The sequence below is a fragment of the Flagellimonas rhodophyticola genome, assembly GCF_049332665.1.
Taxonomy (GTDB): Bacteria; Bacteroidota; Bacteroidia; order Flavobacteriales; family Flavobacteriaceae; genus Flagellimonas.
Map to the genome: position 1 here is coordinate 236,596 of NZ_CP186326.1, position 16,304 is coordinate 252,899.

General features: G+C 41.3%; 7 protein-coding genes and 1 tRNA gene. 2 read left to right on the forward strand and 6 right to left on the reverse strand.

What is annotated here, in order from left to right; translation table 11 throughout:
- Positions 1 to 121: 121 nt before the first annotated feature.
- The 5 genes from ACOKFG_RS01060 to ACOKFG_RS01080 all read right to left on the reverse strand — a co-directional run bounded on the left by ACOKFG_RS01060 (position 122) and on the right by ACOKFG_RS01080 (position 14,624).
- Positions 122 to 2,071: an OmpA family protein gene (locus tag ACOKFG_RS01060; RefSeq protein ID WP_422861704.1), complete on the reverse strand. Its 1,950-nt coding sequence runs from the start codon at positions 2,069 to 2,071 to the stop codon at positions 122 to 124.
- Position 2,072: 1 nt separating this feature from the next.
- The gene (locus ACOKFG_RS01065) at positions 2,073 to 2,993 is read right to left on the reverse strand and encodes a PorP/SprF family type IX secretion system membrane protein (RefSeq protein WP_422861705.1); all 921 of its coding nucleotides are present in this window, start codon (positions 2,991 to 2,993) and stop codon (positions 2,073 to 2,075) included.
- 37 nt (positions 2,994 to 3,030) lie between these two features.
- On the reverse strand, positions 3,031 to 13,152 hold the full coding sequence (locus ACOKFG_RS01070) for a PKD domain-containing protein (RefSeq protein ID WP_422861706.1): 10,122 nt from the start codon (positions 13,150 to 13,152) through the stop codon (positions 3,031 to 3,033).
- 427 nt (positions 13,153 to 13,579) lie between these two features.
- Positions 13,580 to 14,209 (reverse strand): pyridoxamine 5'-phosphate oxidase family protein, encoded by a 630-nt coding sequence (locus ACOKFG_RS01075; protein ID WP_299487513.1) that lies wholly within the window; start codon positions 14,207 to 14,209, stop codon positions 13,580 to 13,582.
- A 1-nt stretch (position 14,210) separates the two neighbouring features.
- A complete protein-coding gene (locus ACOKFG_RS01080) occupies positions 14,211 to 14,624 on the reverse strand; it encodes a nucleoside deaminase (RefSeq protein WP_299487511.1) in 414 nt (137 codons plus the stop codon).
- A gap of 143 nt (positions 14,625 to 14,767) precedes the next feature.
- On the opposite strand from ACOKFG_RS01080, the gene ACOKFG_RS01085 reads away from it, so the two are divergent.
- Both ACOKFG_RS01085 and ACOKFG_RS01090 read left to right on the forward strand, forming a co-directional pair.
- Complete coding sequence (locus ACOKFG_RS01085) at positions 14,768 to 15,136, forward strand: GntR family transcriptional regulator (RefSeq protein WP_299487509.1); 369 nt, start codon at positions 14,768 to 14,770, stop codon at positions 15,134 to 15,136.
- Position 15,137: 1 nt separating this feature from the next.
- Positions 15,138 to 16,022 (forward strand): slipin family protein, encoded by an 885-nt coding sequence (locus tag ACOKFG_RS01090; protein WP_298792078.1) that lies wholly within the window; start codon positions 15,138 to 15,140, stop codon positions 16,020 to 16,022.
- Between the two features lie 87 nt (positions 16,023 to 16,109).
- On the opposite strand, the gene ACOKFG_RS01095 is transcribed toward ACOKFG_RS01090, so the two are convergent.
- A tRNA-Leu gene (locus tag ACOKFG_RS01095) sits at positions 16,110 to 16,191 on the reverse strand.
- Between the last annotated feature and the right edge of the window lie 113 nt (positions 16,192 to 16,304).

Here is a 16,304-nt window from a genome sequence, read left to right on the forward strand (position 1 = left end):
CTTATTCATCTATTCCAAAGACAAACAAAAAAAGTAAGGGTTGCATTTGGGTTAATTTTTGGCGAAAAAAAACCTTCAATTTGCATTGAAGGTTCTTCTGGGGTTTGTTTAGGTAGGTTAGTTATTGAAGTTTAACGATTATAAATTCTGATCTTCGGTTTGCATCATGTTCTTCTTTAGAACACTTGACACCATTACTACAATGGTTCAACAATTGCTTTTCACCATATCCAATAGCGCTCTCGATTCTCTCTGCCTCGATTCCTTGGGAGGCGATGTAACTTCCAGTAGCTTTTGCTCTTTTATCGGATAGTGTTTCGTTATATCTGTCACTCCCTCTTGCATCTGTGTGCGCTTCAATTTTAATGACCATTTTAGGATACTCCTTCATTACCTCAACAATTTTATTGAGTTCTTGTGCGGCATCAGGGCGAATGTCTGCTTTGTTCAAATCAAAATAGATATTGTCAATCTTAATCTTGAGCACACCGTTCTCCCTTACAATAAGTTTGTTGAGTTCTTTGGTGATTTCCAAAGGCACATCGTTAATGAAATCTTTTGTTTTTGTGGTACTAAATCCTGCCCCTCCAGATTTAAAGCCTTCTTTATCAATCTTGATGGCATATGATGTTTCGCAAGCTAGGGGAGTTTCAAATTCAAAAGCACCATAAGGATCTGTTCGTGTTTTTCCTAAGGAACTACCGTCTTCAGCAATGAGCTCCACATTTACATTCACTATAGGCTGGGCATTGGCTGCTCTAACCACGCTCCCTTTTACGGTTTGCTTACAGACTTCCTCCTTACGTTGGAAGGAATAAATATCATCATCACCTTTTCCTCCTTCTCTATTGGAAGAGAAATATCCTCGGTCCGTTTTCTCATTGACAATGTAAGCGAAGTCATCTCTATTGCTATTCAATGGTTTACCCAGGTTATTGGGCTCACTGAAACCATTTCTTCCAAGTTCAGTTTCAAAAACATCCAATCCACCTAAACCTAAATGCCCATCTGATGCGAAATATATCTTTTCTTCGGTGATATATGGGAACATTTCTCTTCCGGCTGTGTTTACGGTCGGTCCCAGATTTCGGGGATCGGAAAAGCTTCCATCGCGGTTAACATCCACCACAAAAATATCCGTCTTCCCAATACTTCCGGGCATATCGGAAACAAAATACAATTTACGACCATCCGGACTTAGTGCCGGTTGTCCCACCGAATATTGTTCGCTATTAAAGGAAACCTCCTCGGCTTCGGTCCACTCTCCTCCACGGAGTTCGGCCTTATATATTTTCAAGTGATTTGTACCTTCTTCATCTCCTCCCAAAACCCTATTGGAATAATTGTTTCTTGTGAAATACATTATGTTCCCCTCTGGTATAAATGCCGTTATTGCTTCATGATATCGGGTATTTAAGATTGGTGAAAATTGAGTAACATCAGCTAAATCAGAACCCAAATCAATGGTGTCCGCCATAAAAAAATCTAAATACGGCTGTTGATTCCATTCATATACCCGGGTTTCAAATGTCAAAGAATCCCTACTTGACGAGAACACAATTTTATCTTTGTAAAACATTGTGCCAAAATCGGCCACAGGTGTATTGATGGCTAAATTTGTAATATAAAATTGTGGTTGTCTGCTCAGAATTTCATCCAGCTTTTCGTCATTATCTTTAAGATGATCCACGGAAAGCCCATCCTCCTTAAGTTTTTTGGAATAGATTTTCATGATTGCTTTTGCCATGGTATAGTTACCCACACCTTTTAGCGCATGTACGTATCTAAAACTATACTCCGAAGAAAGGGTCTTTTCGTATTTTGAGAAAAGTACTTCATACCATTTTACAGCATTTACCATGTCAGTGTTGAAGAAATAGGCATCGCCCAAGCGCTGTAATACTTCTTGCGAATCATCTCCTTTTCTAACAATACTTTCATACTGTTTAGCAGCTCTGACATACATCAAATTGTCAAAATTGATATCGGCATCCTGGTATTTTAACTGGGCATTTGTTGTAAAAAACAGAAGCAAAAATGGTATCAGTATGTTGATTTTAAATACTTTCATCTTAGTAGAATCTTGGGGATTTTAATCGCTTCTCAACGGTCTTGAACTCATATCTCAAAAATACTTCGTGCGTACCACTGGTGTAGCTTCTTAAGTCTGAAGTAGTCAGGTCATAGGAATATCCGACACTTAGGTCCGGCGATATTTGAAGTCCTAATAAAGCCGAAAAGGAATCATCCCATCGGTAAGCCAATCCGGCCGTAAATGTCTCTCTTAGCATGGCATTCGCAGATACATCCGCAATTAAAGGCGCTCCGGGAACCCATTTTACAAAAAAGGCAGGTTTAAACTTTATGTCTGGGGTAAGGTCGACTATTTTTCCACCTATCAAATAGTAATGTAAACGTTCGGCTGCAATCTCCTGTTCTTCTCCATCATAGTGATCCTGGGCGAAGAAATTAGGCACTGCAAGTCCCAAATAACTTTTCCCAGAGTGATAGTAAACCCCAGCACCAATGGTTGGGAAAAACTTGTTTGAAATATTATTCTGAAATGCCACATCTGGATTTTCAGTCAATCCTTTTGAAAAATCCACATTGAACATTCTTCCACCACCTTTAAGTCCAAATGAGAGTTTTTTATCGTTTTCATCCAATTTTACGGTATAGGAGAAGTTTGCATCAACAAATACTTCGGATGATGGTCCCAAGGCATCGTGGGAAAGCACCAAACCAAGTCCCACATTGTTCCCAACAGGGCCATCAGCGGCGATAACCTGAGTGGTAGGGGCGCCATTTACGCCAACCCATTGTGAACGGTGCAACAACAAAGCTGTCAAATGTCCCCTTGATCCTGCATAGGCTGGGTTAACATTCAAAGTATTGTACATATACTGGGTAAACTGTGGGTCTTGTTGCGCCATTCCTTTAAAGGATAGTAGCGCTAAAGCCACTAGACAAGTATACCGTAGTTGATTTTTCATTCGTTTTGTGTTTTTCACTTTTTCCTTGCCCATTTTCCTATCTATTTATGTACAACCAATCTGTTCGTGGTGCAGAACCATCTCCGAGGTCAAGCACATAATAATAGGTGCCCACTGGCAATTGATCTCCTACTTGGACTGTGGCCCGACCATTTGAGGTTCCGTCCCAATCATTATTGTAGGAGCGCTGTTCATATACAATATTGCCCCATCGGTTATATACTTGAAGCACATTGTTCGGGTATCTTGAAATACAATCAATTTTAAAGAGGTCGTTGACACCGTCTCCGTTTGGAGAGAACTCGTTGTAAACTGTCAAACAGGATGGTTCAACACTCGCCTGGTCTGAATCGTTGCTTCTGTTTATATCCAATTGATCTACAAAAGCCAAGCTAGCCGTATTCAGGTAATCATTGGTGTCCAATACTTCAACTGTAAGTTGCAAGCTTGCCGTTCCTAGGGCATCTAAAGATGGTACTTCCCAGAATCCAGAAATTTCATCATAAACTCCAATAGAAGCTTGGGAAGTTATTAATCTATACCCTGAGGGTATTATTTCTTCAATCCCAACGTTGGTTGCGGCGACAGTACCTTGATTTGTCAGCGTAATTGTGAAAACTACCTGACCTCCAATATTCGGCGAGGCATTGTCCACGGTTTTTGTGACGGCGATATCCGTTGTTTGAGGTGTGACCACTACAGTAGCTTCATCATCATCTGCAAGTCCATCTGAAAAATCATCTACTCCTATTCCTTGCCCTATATCGCTATCCGGGTCGGCCAAATCACTAGCTGTGATTATTGCAACATTCAAATATTCATCGGTTGTTCCAGTAGGGGCATTGACCGTGGCCAATACCACTAAGCTTTCCGTATTTTGGTTGAATATTGTTCCGTTTATGCTCCAGGCACCTGTACTTACATCATAGGTTCCAGCAGTCACCACATGTGATTGATATGTATATCCTAATGGTAATAGGTCGGTTATTACTACTCCTGTGGCGTCACTGGCTCCATCATTTGTCACACTGACCGTAAATTCGACCACATCACCAACATTTGGAGTAGCATTGTCCACGGTTTTTGTCAAAGAGAGATCTGCCAATCCATTTGGTACAGGAACGACAGTATCTTGATCATCCTCTGAACTCAATCTATTATCCGGTGTTGAATCGGGATCAAACGTATCCAATCGAATCAATTCTGCTGTATTGCTGTAACTTCCAGAAGCAAGCACCGTAGCGGTAATTGTAAGCGTCTCCACAGTGCCATTCGCCATCGTTGGAATTCCCCAAACTCCCGTTATCTGATCATAGGTGCCAGAGGTCACAACGGCTGAAACCAAGCTATATCCAGTTGCCAGAATATCTTCAATAATAAGTCCGGTGGCCACATTTGGTCCTGAATTGGTAACTGTTACCGTAAATATGATTTGCTCTCCTACGGATGGACTAAGGTTGTCGGCTGTTTTTGAGACTGAAATATCCGTTACCGCTCTCGGCGTAACCGATTGTTCATCTTGGTCATCTTCAGAAAGTATACCATTTCCAGGAGTTGAGTCTGGATCAGGTTGAATAGCTGTAATTACTTCGGCAACATTGTTATAATCTCCTGAAGGATTTACCTGAGCCGTAATGTTTAAAATGGCATTGCCCCCTCCGTTTATCGTTCCGACATTCCATAATCCACTAGCATCGCTATACGCACCTCCAGAATCATCTGCCAGATACGTAAAACCGGATGGGAGTGCATCTGAAACAACCACGCTTGTGGCATCACTAGGACCATCATTGGTCACAGTAATTGTGAAGACCACATTTGAACCTACATTCGGGAATTCATTATCTACAGTTTTATCCAAAGACAAATCCGCAGAAGGAATAGGTGTGGTACCAGCACTATCCTGGTCATTTTCAAATACGTTATTATTATTCGGAGTGGAATTTGGATCCAAATTACTGGATGAGAATACTTCGGTCACATTGAAATAATCTCCAGTAGGATTTACCACGGCAACAATATTCATGGTTTCTGTAGTTCCATTTGGAATTACACCATTCAGTTCCCAAATACCGGTTCCTGGGTCATAAACTCCAGCCGTTCTGTTGTTGGAAACATAGGTATATCCTGAAGGAAGCAAATCTTCTACTTCTACTCCAGTTACATCACTTGGTCCGTTATTCGTAATACTGATGTTGAAAATGACTTCTTCACCAACCAATGGACTCAAAATATCCACAGACTTTCGAAGCACTAAATCGGAAACCAATACAGGAACGGGTTCAATAGTCTGTTGATCATCTTCAGTATCATCATTATTGGAAGGTTCAGAATCAATGTCGGTTTCAGTCAATCCTGTTAATTCAGCAATATTGGTATAATCTCCATTGGCCAATACCGTAGCAGTAATTACAATATTTTCCGAAGCAGCGTTGGCAAGATTTCCAACGGTCCATGATCCATTCAAGGGTTCATATACCCCTGTGGATGGTACTGCACTTACGAATCCGTATCCCGAAGCCAATACATCGGTGACCACAACATTGGTCGCATCATTAGGTCCGTCGTTTTGTACAGTTATGGTAAACTCGATTGGATCACCCACATTTGGAGTAAGGTCATCGGCAGTTTTAGTAACTGAAATATCAACCATTGGTGCTGCATTAATTACTACCTGATCTTGATCATCCTCACCTGCAACAGCGTTGTTTGGAGTGGAATCGCTATCTGTTTCGCCTTGAGCGGTAATTTCTGCAATATTGACATAACTACCGGTTGGATTTACCGTAGCGGTAATATTCAAACTAGTATTGCCTCCATTGATCAATGCGCCCACATTCCAAATTCCTGTGGTATCGTCATAATTTCCACCACCGTCATCAGAAACATACGTGAATCCAGATGGTAATTGATCGGTAACTTGAATAGCAGTGGCATCACTTGGCCCCGTATTGGAAACCGTCAGTGTAAACACCACGTTTGTATTTACGATTGGATTTGCATCATCCACACTTTTGGTCAAAGAAAGATCGACTAAAGCGGCAGGTGTTATTGTAACATCATCTTGATCATCTTCTGCAGACACTCCGTTGCTCGGTGTTGAATCGATATCAAAGGCATCCGAAGCAGTAATCTGAGCGGTATTGACGTAATTACCCGCGGCATTAACCAATACATCAATGATCAAGGTTTCAGAGGAACCGCCAGTCACTGTCCCAACTTGCCATTCTCCAGTCGTATCATTATAGATTCCGGCCGTGGCACTGTACAGCACATAGTCAAATCCTGTGGGAAGCAAATCTGTTACCACAACATTTGTCGCATCATTTGGCCCTGCATTGGAAATCGTTATTTCAAAACTAATTTCATCACCAACATTTGGTGTTAAATCATTGTCAACCACAATTTTGGTTAACGAAAGGTCAGCCTGTTCTGGCGCCGCCGTTATTGCATCCTCATCATCTTCACTTTGATCTCCATCGTCATTGTTAGGTGTACTATCCGAATCAAATTGATTACTGAATGTTACTTCAGCAATATGCGTGAATTCACCTAGTGCTCCGGTTGGAGTTCCAACCGTTGCATTAAAAGTAAGTACTCTAGTATTTGTACCCACAGGAACCGTAAGACCAGTCCAGGTAATGATTCCGGACCCAAAATTGAACGTTCCTCCATTGTTGATTCCGGTAATTGTTCCGAATCCGGACGGCACCAAATTTTCAATGGAAACTCCAGTGGCAGCATCTGCACCCGTATTACTAAGATTGATGGTAAAGGAGATTATATCACCAACATCAGGAGTTGTATTACTGGCTAAAATTTCCAATTCGATATCAGCGACCTGCGGAATAACCACAAAGAAATCCTCATCATCTTCATCTTGGTCGCCATCATCATTTCCAGGTGTACTATCAGGGTCAAATTGATCCGCTGATGCAATCTCCGCAGTATTTAAATACTCATCTGTTGACCCCGTTGGTGCGCTTACCGTAACGTCATAAGATACCGTTGTAGATCCAACGGGCAAATTGGCAATATTCCATGTTATGAAAGTTCCAGCAATAGCACTTCCTCCGTTGTTAACAGTTCCCAGTGTGTATCCTGAAGGAACGACATCCTCGAGAACAATATTCGTTGCTGCACTTGGACCTGCATTGGTTACTGTTAGTTCGAAAACTACGGTGTCACCTACATTTGGAGTAGCTGATGACGCAACGTTAATGTCTTTTACCAAACTCAAGTCCGAAGATGTCGGAACTACGGTTTGGCTATCTTCATCGTCTTCACTTTGATCTCCATCATCATTATTGGGTGAACTGTTTGGATCAAATTGATCAACAGCTGTTATTTGTGCAATGTTTTCATATTCTCCTATTGTTCCCGCAGGCGCATTGACCGTGGCTTGATATGTCAAGGTTACTCCAGCCAATGGTACTGAAGCCAGATTCCAAATAACTTCGGAACCTCCTAAATTAAAGACTCCACCATTGGAAACACTTCCACCAACTATGGTATACCCAGATGGAACCACATCTTCAATACTTACATTTGAAGCAATATCAGGTCCGGCATTATCTACCTGAACCGTAAAAGTTACCGTATCACCTGCATCTGGAGTGATGTTATCCACTGATTTATCCAGGGAAAGGTCGGCTTCTTGAGGTATAATGGTTAAACTTGTTTCGTCATCATCAGCTAATCCATCTCCTAAATCATCTGTTCCCGGTCCATCTGCTGGGTCACTGTCAGGGTCAATTTGATTACTTGCTGTAATCTGTGCGCTATTCGTGTATTCTCCTGCCGCTCCGGTAGGTGTATTTACTGTAGCTTGATAAGTTAATGCAATATTTCCTCCGGAAGGAATAAACAATCCAGACCAACTGGCTGTATTTCCACCTAAGGATCCTCCACTATTTACCGCAGTAAGTGTGAACCCAACCGGAAGAATATCTTCAACGGATACTCCGGTCGCATCATTAGATCCGGCATTGGAAAGTACCAATTCAAAAGTAAGGGTATCACCAACATTAGGGGTTGCTGAGCCTACAATTATACTTTTGGAAATGCTCAGATCAGCTTCTTCGGCTACCGTAATAGTAACTGAATCTTCGTCATCCTCACTTTGGTCACCATCATCATTATTAGGTGAACTATTAGGGTCAAATTGATCGGATGCGGTTATTTCAGCAGTATTTACATATTCATTCGGTGTTCCGGCAGGTGCTTTCACGGTGACTTCATAAGTTACGGTTGTAGAACCCACAGGAAGCGAGGTAATATCCCATGTAATTGTCCCACTGGATTCCGTACCACCATTGTTGATAGTTCCTATTGTAAATCCAGAAGGTACCACATCTTCTACCGTTATATTGGTTGCAGTAACAGGTCCGGCATTTGAAACTGTAAGTTCAAATATCACCGTGTCACCAATATTAGGAGTTAAACTAGATCCAGCGCTAATATCTTTTGATAAGGTTAGATCAGCAATCGTTACTGTTACCTCAGCGGTATCTTGATCATCTTCGCCGGCTAATCCATTGTTCACTGTGGAATCTATATCAAAGGTGTCATTTGCAGTTATTTCGGCAGAATTCACATAATTTCCAGATGCGTTTACCGTAGCATCGAACGTTAAACTTTGTGTGTTTCCATTTAAGATGGACAGGTTTGACCATGTGATGGATAGGTCTCCCGCATTGTAAACACCTCCGTTGCTTACCGTTCCCGGCACTAGGGAATATCCCGAAGGCATAACATCCCGGACTGATACTCCTGTCGCATCTGTAGGCGTTGATGCATTGTCGTTAAACACATCTATAGTGAATGTAACGGTATCACCGGGGTTTGCAGAAACAGGTAAAACCGATTTCGTCAACTCTAAATCAATTCCAACAAATGAAATTTCAACGGTATCAAAAACATCAGCACAAATACCATTAGAAATTCTCCATTCAAAAACATAGATTCCTGTTGTTGCTCCAAAAACATCGGTATTGGGGTCATTAACATTATCGAACCCAGCGGTTGTTGGACCAGAAATCTGAGACCAAGTTCCCACTCCGGCAGTTGCAGGAACTGCAGCAAGTGTTACTGGAGAAAATTGATCCAAGCTTTGGTTCGGGCCAGCATCTGCGCTTCCAGGGTCAGCATAATTAACTAACTCCATGGTGTCCACAAATGTGCATCCACCATTCACAACGGTCCACGTAAATTCATATGTGCCAGCTTCCAACGTATCAATAAGCGTGGTCTCGCTATTCGGTGCAACAATATTTGCAGGGGTTCCAGGGGTTCCTCCTACACCAGGACCTGCTGTTTGCGTCCAAGTTCCGGTGCCAACAACGATTGACGTTGCAGCCATATTGGTTTGAGTTGCAGCACAAAGTTCTTGATCCACACCGGCATCCGCAGTAGAAGGTGCATCTGCTGGAAAGGTGATGTCAACCGTATCGGAAGTTGGATCACAAGCTGAAGGGCTATCAACAAAGGTAATCCCATTGTGAGCTACTGTCCATGTTAAGGTATAGGTTCCAAGTACTGTAATGTTTGATATTGTAGACGTAGGTGAATTTGGATTATCAATTACCGCAGCTCCTCCAGAAGGGTCAACAGTAAAGGTCCATGTACCAGTTCCAGAAGTTGGTGGTACGGCATTAAGTTGTGCATCTGCTGGACAAGCACTAGCTTGGTCCGCTCCGGCATCCGCTGTTGATGGAACGTCGTACACCTCAATTCTGACCACATCAGAAGTTGTAAAGCAAAATCCAGATTCGAAATTCCATTCTAAAATATAGGTTCCAGGTACAGTCAATCCTGTAATCGTGGACGTTGGATCATTAATACTGGTAATTACTGCTGTGCTACCTGCGGGTTGTTCCGTGAAACTCCAAGTAGCTTCATCTACATCATCTGGAGGCATATTTCCAGCTAAAGTAGTCTGGTTGGCAACCACTAAATCTCCCAAGCATAACAACTGATCTGGGCCTGCATCCGGAAGTACCGTGGGCAAGCCGCTTGACTCAACCTGTACTTCATCCGAAGTATTTCCGCAGCCCGTTGCGCCAGGGTAATTGGTGGTAAATTGAAATCTATATACTCTTCCTAATTCAATATTGCTTACTTCAGCAACATTGCTATCAGAAGGATTCTGTGTTATCGTGGCTGGAGTACCTGGTAGGCCTCCAACTCCAGGGCCAAACGTTTGAACCCAAGTTCCTGTGGACCCAAAAGTGGCCTCCAATAAGAAGTTTTGAACTTGACAAAGCTCTAAATCAGGACCAGCATCTGCAGGCACAAAAACATCAACGGTCTTATCTGCAAAGCTTGTCGGACAATTAGGGTCTCCTGCTATGGTCCATCGAAAGGTATATGATCCCGAAACCAGCCCCGTGACCGTAGCGTTAGGGTCATTTACATCTGAAAAAGTTGGTGTGTTTGGTGCTCCTGAAAGCAAAGTCCAATACCCTGTTTCTACATTGGAGTTAAAAACATTTCCATCCAATACAACAGAGGTTGAAGAACATATGGTTTCAGTGGGTGTCGTTATTGAAGCGGTTGTCGGTGGAATTCCAACATTTAAGGTTACCTGATCTGTGTCTGAAGAACAAGAACCATTGTTTGCCGTCCATTCAAAAACATATTGTCCAGAAAAACTAAAAGTAATCTGGGCCGTTGGACTCGTATTATCGTCAAAAGTATATCCTCCTGGTCCTGAAATTTGTGCCCAACTACCGCTACTTCCAACAGAGCCTGTTGCATCCATGGTAAAAACGGATTGACAGGCAGTTTGATCGGGTCCCGCATTAGCCGCAGCATTCGGCCCAACGGTTATTTCCACTTCATCAGAAGTAGATTGACAACCGGGAGCAATTTTGGATATCGTCCATGTAAGTATGTAGCTCTGTTCTATGGTTACAGTTACATCTGTATCAAATTGATTGGCGTCATCAAACGCAATCCCAATTGCTGGCAATGCCGTCCATGTTCCTATTTCATCTCCGGCAGGTTGATTTCCAGCTAAAGTGCCTGAGCCAGTTCCTGTACCCAAACATTGGTCAGGCCCTGCATCTGCAAGCGTTGGACCTTGCGTTGCGTTTGTGGTTATGGTAACTGTATCTGTTCCAGGATTTGGACAGGTGGGGTCACCAGGGTTATCAATAGTCCAAAGAAAAATATAAGTTTCATTGGGGTCATCCAATCCTGAGACTAGTGTTTTTGGATTATTTTCATCTGCAAAAACAATGGTTGCTCCCACTGGAGCAGTGTCAACAGTCCAAGTTCCCAATAAATTTGTGGATGGCGGTGCATTAGCATCTAGTTGCGTAGGTGCTCCAAAACAAATTGTTTGGTTCACGCCAGCATCGGTGGCAACCGGAGCATCAGAAGAAACAACAATTTCAACCGTATCTTCCATGGCAGGCGCACACGAGCTACCTCCTGAAATTCCATATTGGAATACATAGGTTCCAGGTATAAGGTTAGAAACATTTGTGGTTCTTGCATATGGAGAGGCAATTGTAGCCGTATTGGGGCCACTAATCTGTGACCACAGTGAACTGCCGATAGTTATGGTATTCCCTGTGATGTCAGTGCTAGTGACATTACAGGCCAAATTCTGATCGGTTCCTGCATTGGCAGCTGTTGGAGTTAGCGCAACAGTTACATTAATAGCATCCGTTGCAACATCACATCCTGTTTGTATGGTACCACTTAGTGCTCTTCGGAATAGTACGGTATAGGTCCCTTCAACATCAAAATCAATATTTAAGGGTGTACTTCCGGTATTGCTAAAAGTACCTGGATTTATTAAAGCTGAACCGGCAGGTCCGTTAATTATGCTATAGGTATTACTTCCATTTCCGGTAGTGGTAAATGGAATATCAATACTTGTAATTCCGCATGCTGCAATAATATCGCTCCCTCCGTTAGCTGTTATGGAAACGGGATTGGTAGAATATCGAATAGTTGCTGTTGCAGTATCTGTACAAAGTGTTGTAGAATTTTCTATGGTATAGGTGAACTCATAAGTGCTATTTCCGTCCAATCCTGAAATTTGAGTAGTCGGTGAATTTGGATTCAAAATACTAGCGCCAACAGGACCAGAAGTTTGCGCCCAAGTCACTGTTTCTCCTGTAAATTGTGGCACAGAACCAGATAAGGTCGCTGTGGTTATACTTGCATCACAAAACCGAATATTGTCATCTTGAATTGAGGCGGTTGAAATATCTTGAGTGGCTTCATCCACGTTGATCGTTACTGTATCCTCTCCAGTTGCACATGGTCCGCTTACTGACCACCTAAAAACATAGGACCCTTCAATAAGGTTCGTGACATTGGTGTTATTATCATTTACATCAGCAATAGTTGGCACATTTGGTCCGCTTACAAAACTCCATGTCCCTACTTGTCCATTAATATTGTTTCCGCCAAAACTGGCAGTCATTGAAGTGGATTGTGTAACTGAGTAACAATTATCAAGATTTTGATCTCCTCCAGCATTTATTACTGAAACTCCACCGTAATTGGTAACGGTCATTGTGGAAGTTGATTCACAAAATTGACCAGGAGCATAGTCAGGCCCTGTGATTGTCCATTGCAAAGTGCTTACACCCGCATTTCCTTCCGGTAAAGTTAAACTTGTGGTAGGAGAAGTTGGAGTGTTTATGGTTACCCCTGCGTCATTATTGCCAACAATGCTCCATAGTCCAGTTTCCCCGGCATTAAGTGGGCTATTCGCACTGGTAGTAACAGTTCCAGAGTTATCAGGACATGAAGCAATGTCGCTACCTGCATCTGCAACCGTGATAGGTTGAACCGTAATATTTACATCTTGAAACTGTGTAGTTCCATCAGTACACACGGCAGTCAACCTAAAAGTATATGTATTTCCCCCTACAAGCCCGTTAATTCCGGTAGTTAGGTTAGAAGGGTCGGCGATAATAACTGATGGTCCTCCTACTTGCGACCATGTCGGTCCACTTTGAACCAATCCGGCAGATGATCCAGACAAATTGAAAGTCCCCACATTTTCACACACTGTTTGTGGTATTCCCGCATTAATAGAACAATTCTGAGCGTGACCCATTTGAATCACCGCAAACAAAAACAAAAAAGACAAAAAGATGCTTCTCTTTTTCCAGCGGGTTATTAGTGCAATCATAGTTAAGGAATGAGGTTATTATCCTTGTAGGATTATTCAAACATATCTACAACGATCCGTTAAACGGAAAATATGTTGTATTTCATCGATCATTTGTTGTGAAACATCGGATTATCGATGAAAGGTTTTTGATTTAAAAGGCTATTATGGGGCGAATTCAACAATATTCTTGTCTACTCGATGACAAGGAACGCTATAAAACAGTTGATTATTAAGTGATTAACTTTGAAAAAAGTCAGATGTAGATTGTTAATATCCGTTCTTATTCTTAACCTAAAAAATGATGTGAAATATTGCAGTTTCAAAAAGCTATCGAGAGCAATGTTGCATCAAGCCATCTGTAAGAAAAAAATGAGTAAATTGATATAAATATCCAGTCTAAATCATGGAATTGCGAATGCTACCTAATTTCAATAAAACAAGGTTTTTACTTTCCGATATTTGATTCAAAATCAAGAATTTTTTGCTTAAGCGATGCTACTTCCCCCTCAAGATTTTGAATATAATTTTCTCGTTCTTTATTCATTTTGGAAATATCCTCAGCAGTAAATCGCGGGGTTATATGCTGGGGGCAATTCCAATCAAATGCCTTTATATGGTATAGAATAATACGCTCAGCCTTATAATCGTAGTCCAGTCCTAATTTTTGGGTAAGCTCTTTGTTTTCAGCTAGGGATACTGTTTCCGCTTCGGCATAAATTTTTAATCGGGCTCTGTTCGCATAGTCCATAAGGATCAAAGAAACCTTTTTATGCGTTTTGATGTTTCCTGTAGATATGTATTGCTTATTCCCGGTAAAGTCCAAGAATGCCAACGTTTTCACGTCAATCATCTTCAAAAACCCTTTTGGTCCTCCTCTGTGCTGAATATAGGGAAATCCGTTTTCACCATATGACGCCATATAAAAACTATCTCGTTCCTGAATAAAACTCATTTCTCTATACGACAATCCATCTGGTAATTCCATGCGTTCCATTCGCGCATATGCATTTCTGCTACCTTCCTCTTCCTGAAGTTCTTTAATAGTTTCTGTAAAGGCTAATTTTGAATAGTTCATTTTATTCTTCTTCTAGATGAATACAGTGTACAGGCGGGGACCAATCATTTGGAACATTCTCCGATATCAATAAATTATAGGCACTACTGGCTCCTCCCAACGTTTCTGATTTTTCTTTAAAAACTACTGTACTTATTTTATGGAATCGAATAGCATAGCTACACATAACGCAAGGTTCTTTGTTGCTATATAGAGTGGCATTTGACATGTTTTCGCCTACTATTTTACTAGCCTTCCTCAGAACTTCCATTTCGGCATGGCAGCTTACATCTTGTTTGGTAGCCACAGCTTCCTCCGCCTCGGCCACAATTTTATTATCCACGACAAGCAAACTCCCAACGGCACTGTTTCCTTTGGCAGCTGCGCTCTTTGCCAATTCTTCGCATCGAGCCATAAAATTATTGGTGTCCTTCATAATATCCCTTTAGCCAAAAAAACTGCTAAAACCTTACAAAAAATTGTTACTCAGATTTGATGAAATCAATAAATATGAATGAATAAAATAGCAAGTTAATAATTTATTGTACATTTGTACTATATGTATAGTACAATAAAACAATGATTACTTTTAAATTAGATCCTAAGACCGGAATACCATTTTATCGACAAATCATCGATCAGATAAAATTTGGCATTGCTTTCGGAAACCTGAAAACCGGAGAGCAATTGCCCACCGTTCGATCTCTGGCCGTAGAATTGAAAGTAAATCTAAATACGGTTGCCAAAGCATACAAAGAACTGGAAATTCAAAATATACTTGAGACGCAACAAGGTACTGGAACATTTATTAATCAAGCAAAAATTCAGATATCGGAAGAAGAGAAAAGAAACAAACTAATTGAGATATGTAATGAATTTTCAACTATCGCATTTAGTTATGGATTTTCAACAAATGACATAATTAATCAACTTAAAACTCAGAATTAAGATGAAGACTTCTATTAAAAAAATTGGAAATCCTATTTCCACTGCTCTAATAATATTTGGGTTAGCACTTTGCGCCGGTTTATATTTTCTTGACATAATTGATTTGAAAGTTGCAGGTATGCTCTTGTTGCTCTTTCTTGTTTTTGCTAAGTCAATTCATATTGCCGATCAATGGGAAAAAGCCGTGGTTTTAAGAATGGGTAAATATCAGGGTTTAAGAGGCCCGGGTATTTTCTTTTTAATTCCCATAATTGATCAAATAGACAAATATATTGACCAACGTGTTCGAGTAACGGATTTTAAAGCGGAACAAACTTTGACCAGGGATACGGTTCCAGTAAATGTGGATGCCGTGGTATATTGGACCGTTTGGGATGTTGAAAAAGCAGCTTTGGAAGTACAGGAATATGAGAAGGCCATTTTCTATATTGCGCAAACAGGGCTCAGGGATATTATTGGAAAACATGAGTTGGCTGATATTCTTCAAGACAGAGATAAAATCGCGGAGGATTTGCAAAAAGTTCTAGATCATAATACCAATCCATGGGGAATTACATGCCAGAATGTTGGGATTAAAGACATCATTATTCCGCAAGCACTTGCCGATGCCATGAGTAAAGAAGCTCAAGCCGAAAGGGAAAGAAGAGCTAGGGTTATTCTGGGAACGGCGGAAACCGAAATAGCGCATAAATTTTCGGAGGCGAGTGAACAGTACAGCGAAAACCCCGTTGCTCTACATCTTAGAGGTATGAACATGTTATTTGAAGGATTAAAAGAAAAAGGATCTATGGTAATTGTGCCAAGTTCGGCACTAGACTCAATGAATTTAGGGGCGATGGGCGGCTTGGTTTCATTATCCAAGGCGAATGAGCCTACCAAATCATAGCGTTAAGTCTTGTCTTTAGACAATTATTTCAGAAATGTCACTTTATAAATAAAAAGCCAAGACCTTAGGTCTTGGCTTTTCTTTAAGTACTCGAGGTGGGAATCGAACCCACACTCCCGAAAGAACTGGATTTTGAATCCAGCGCGTCTACCAGTTCCGCCACTCGAGCATTCATTTTCAAAAAGGACTGCAAAGCTAAAAAAATATTTTGTTTACCACCAAAAATACCTTGATTAATCCTTTAGCAACCCGAATTAATTTTTAAATTTGCACCTCTTTTAA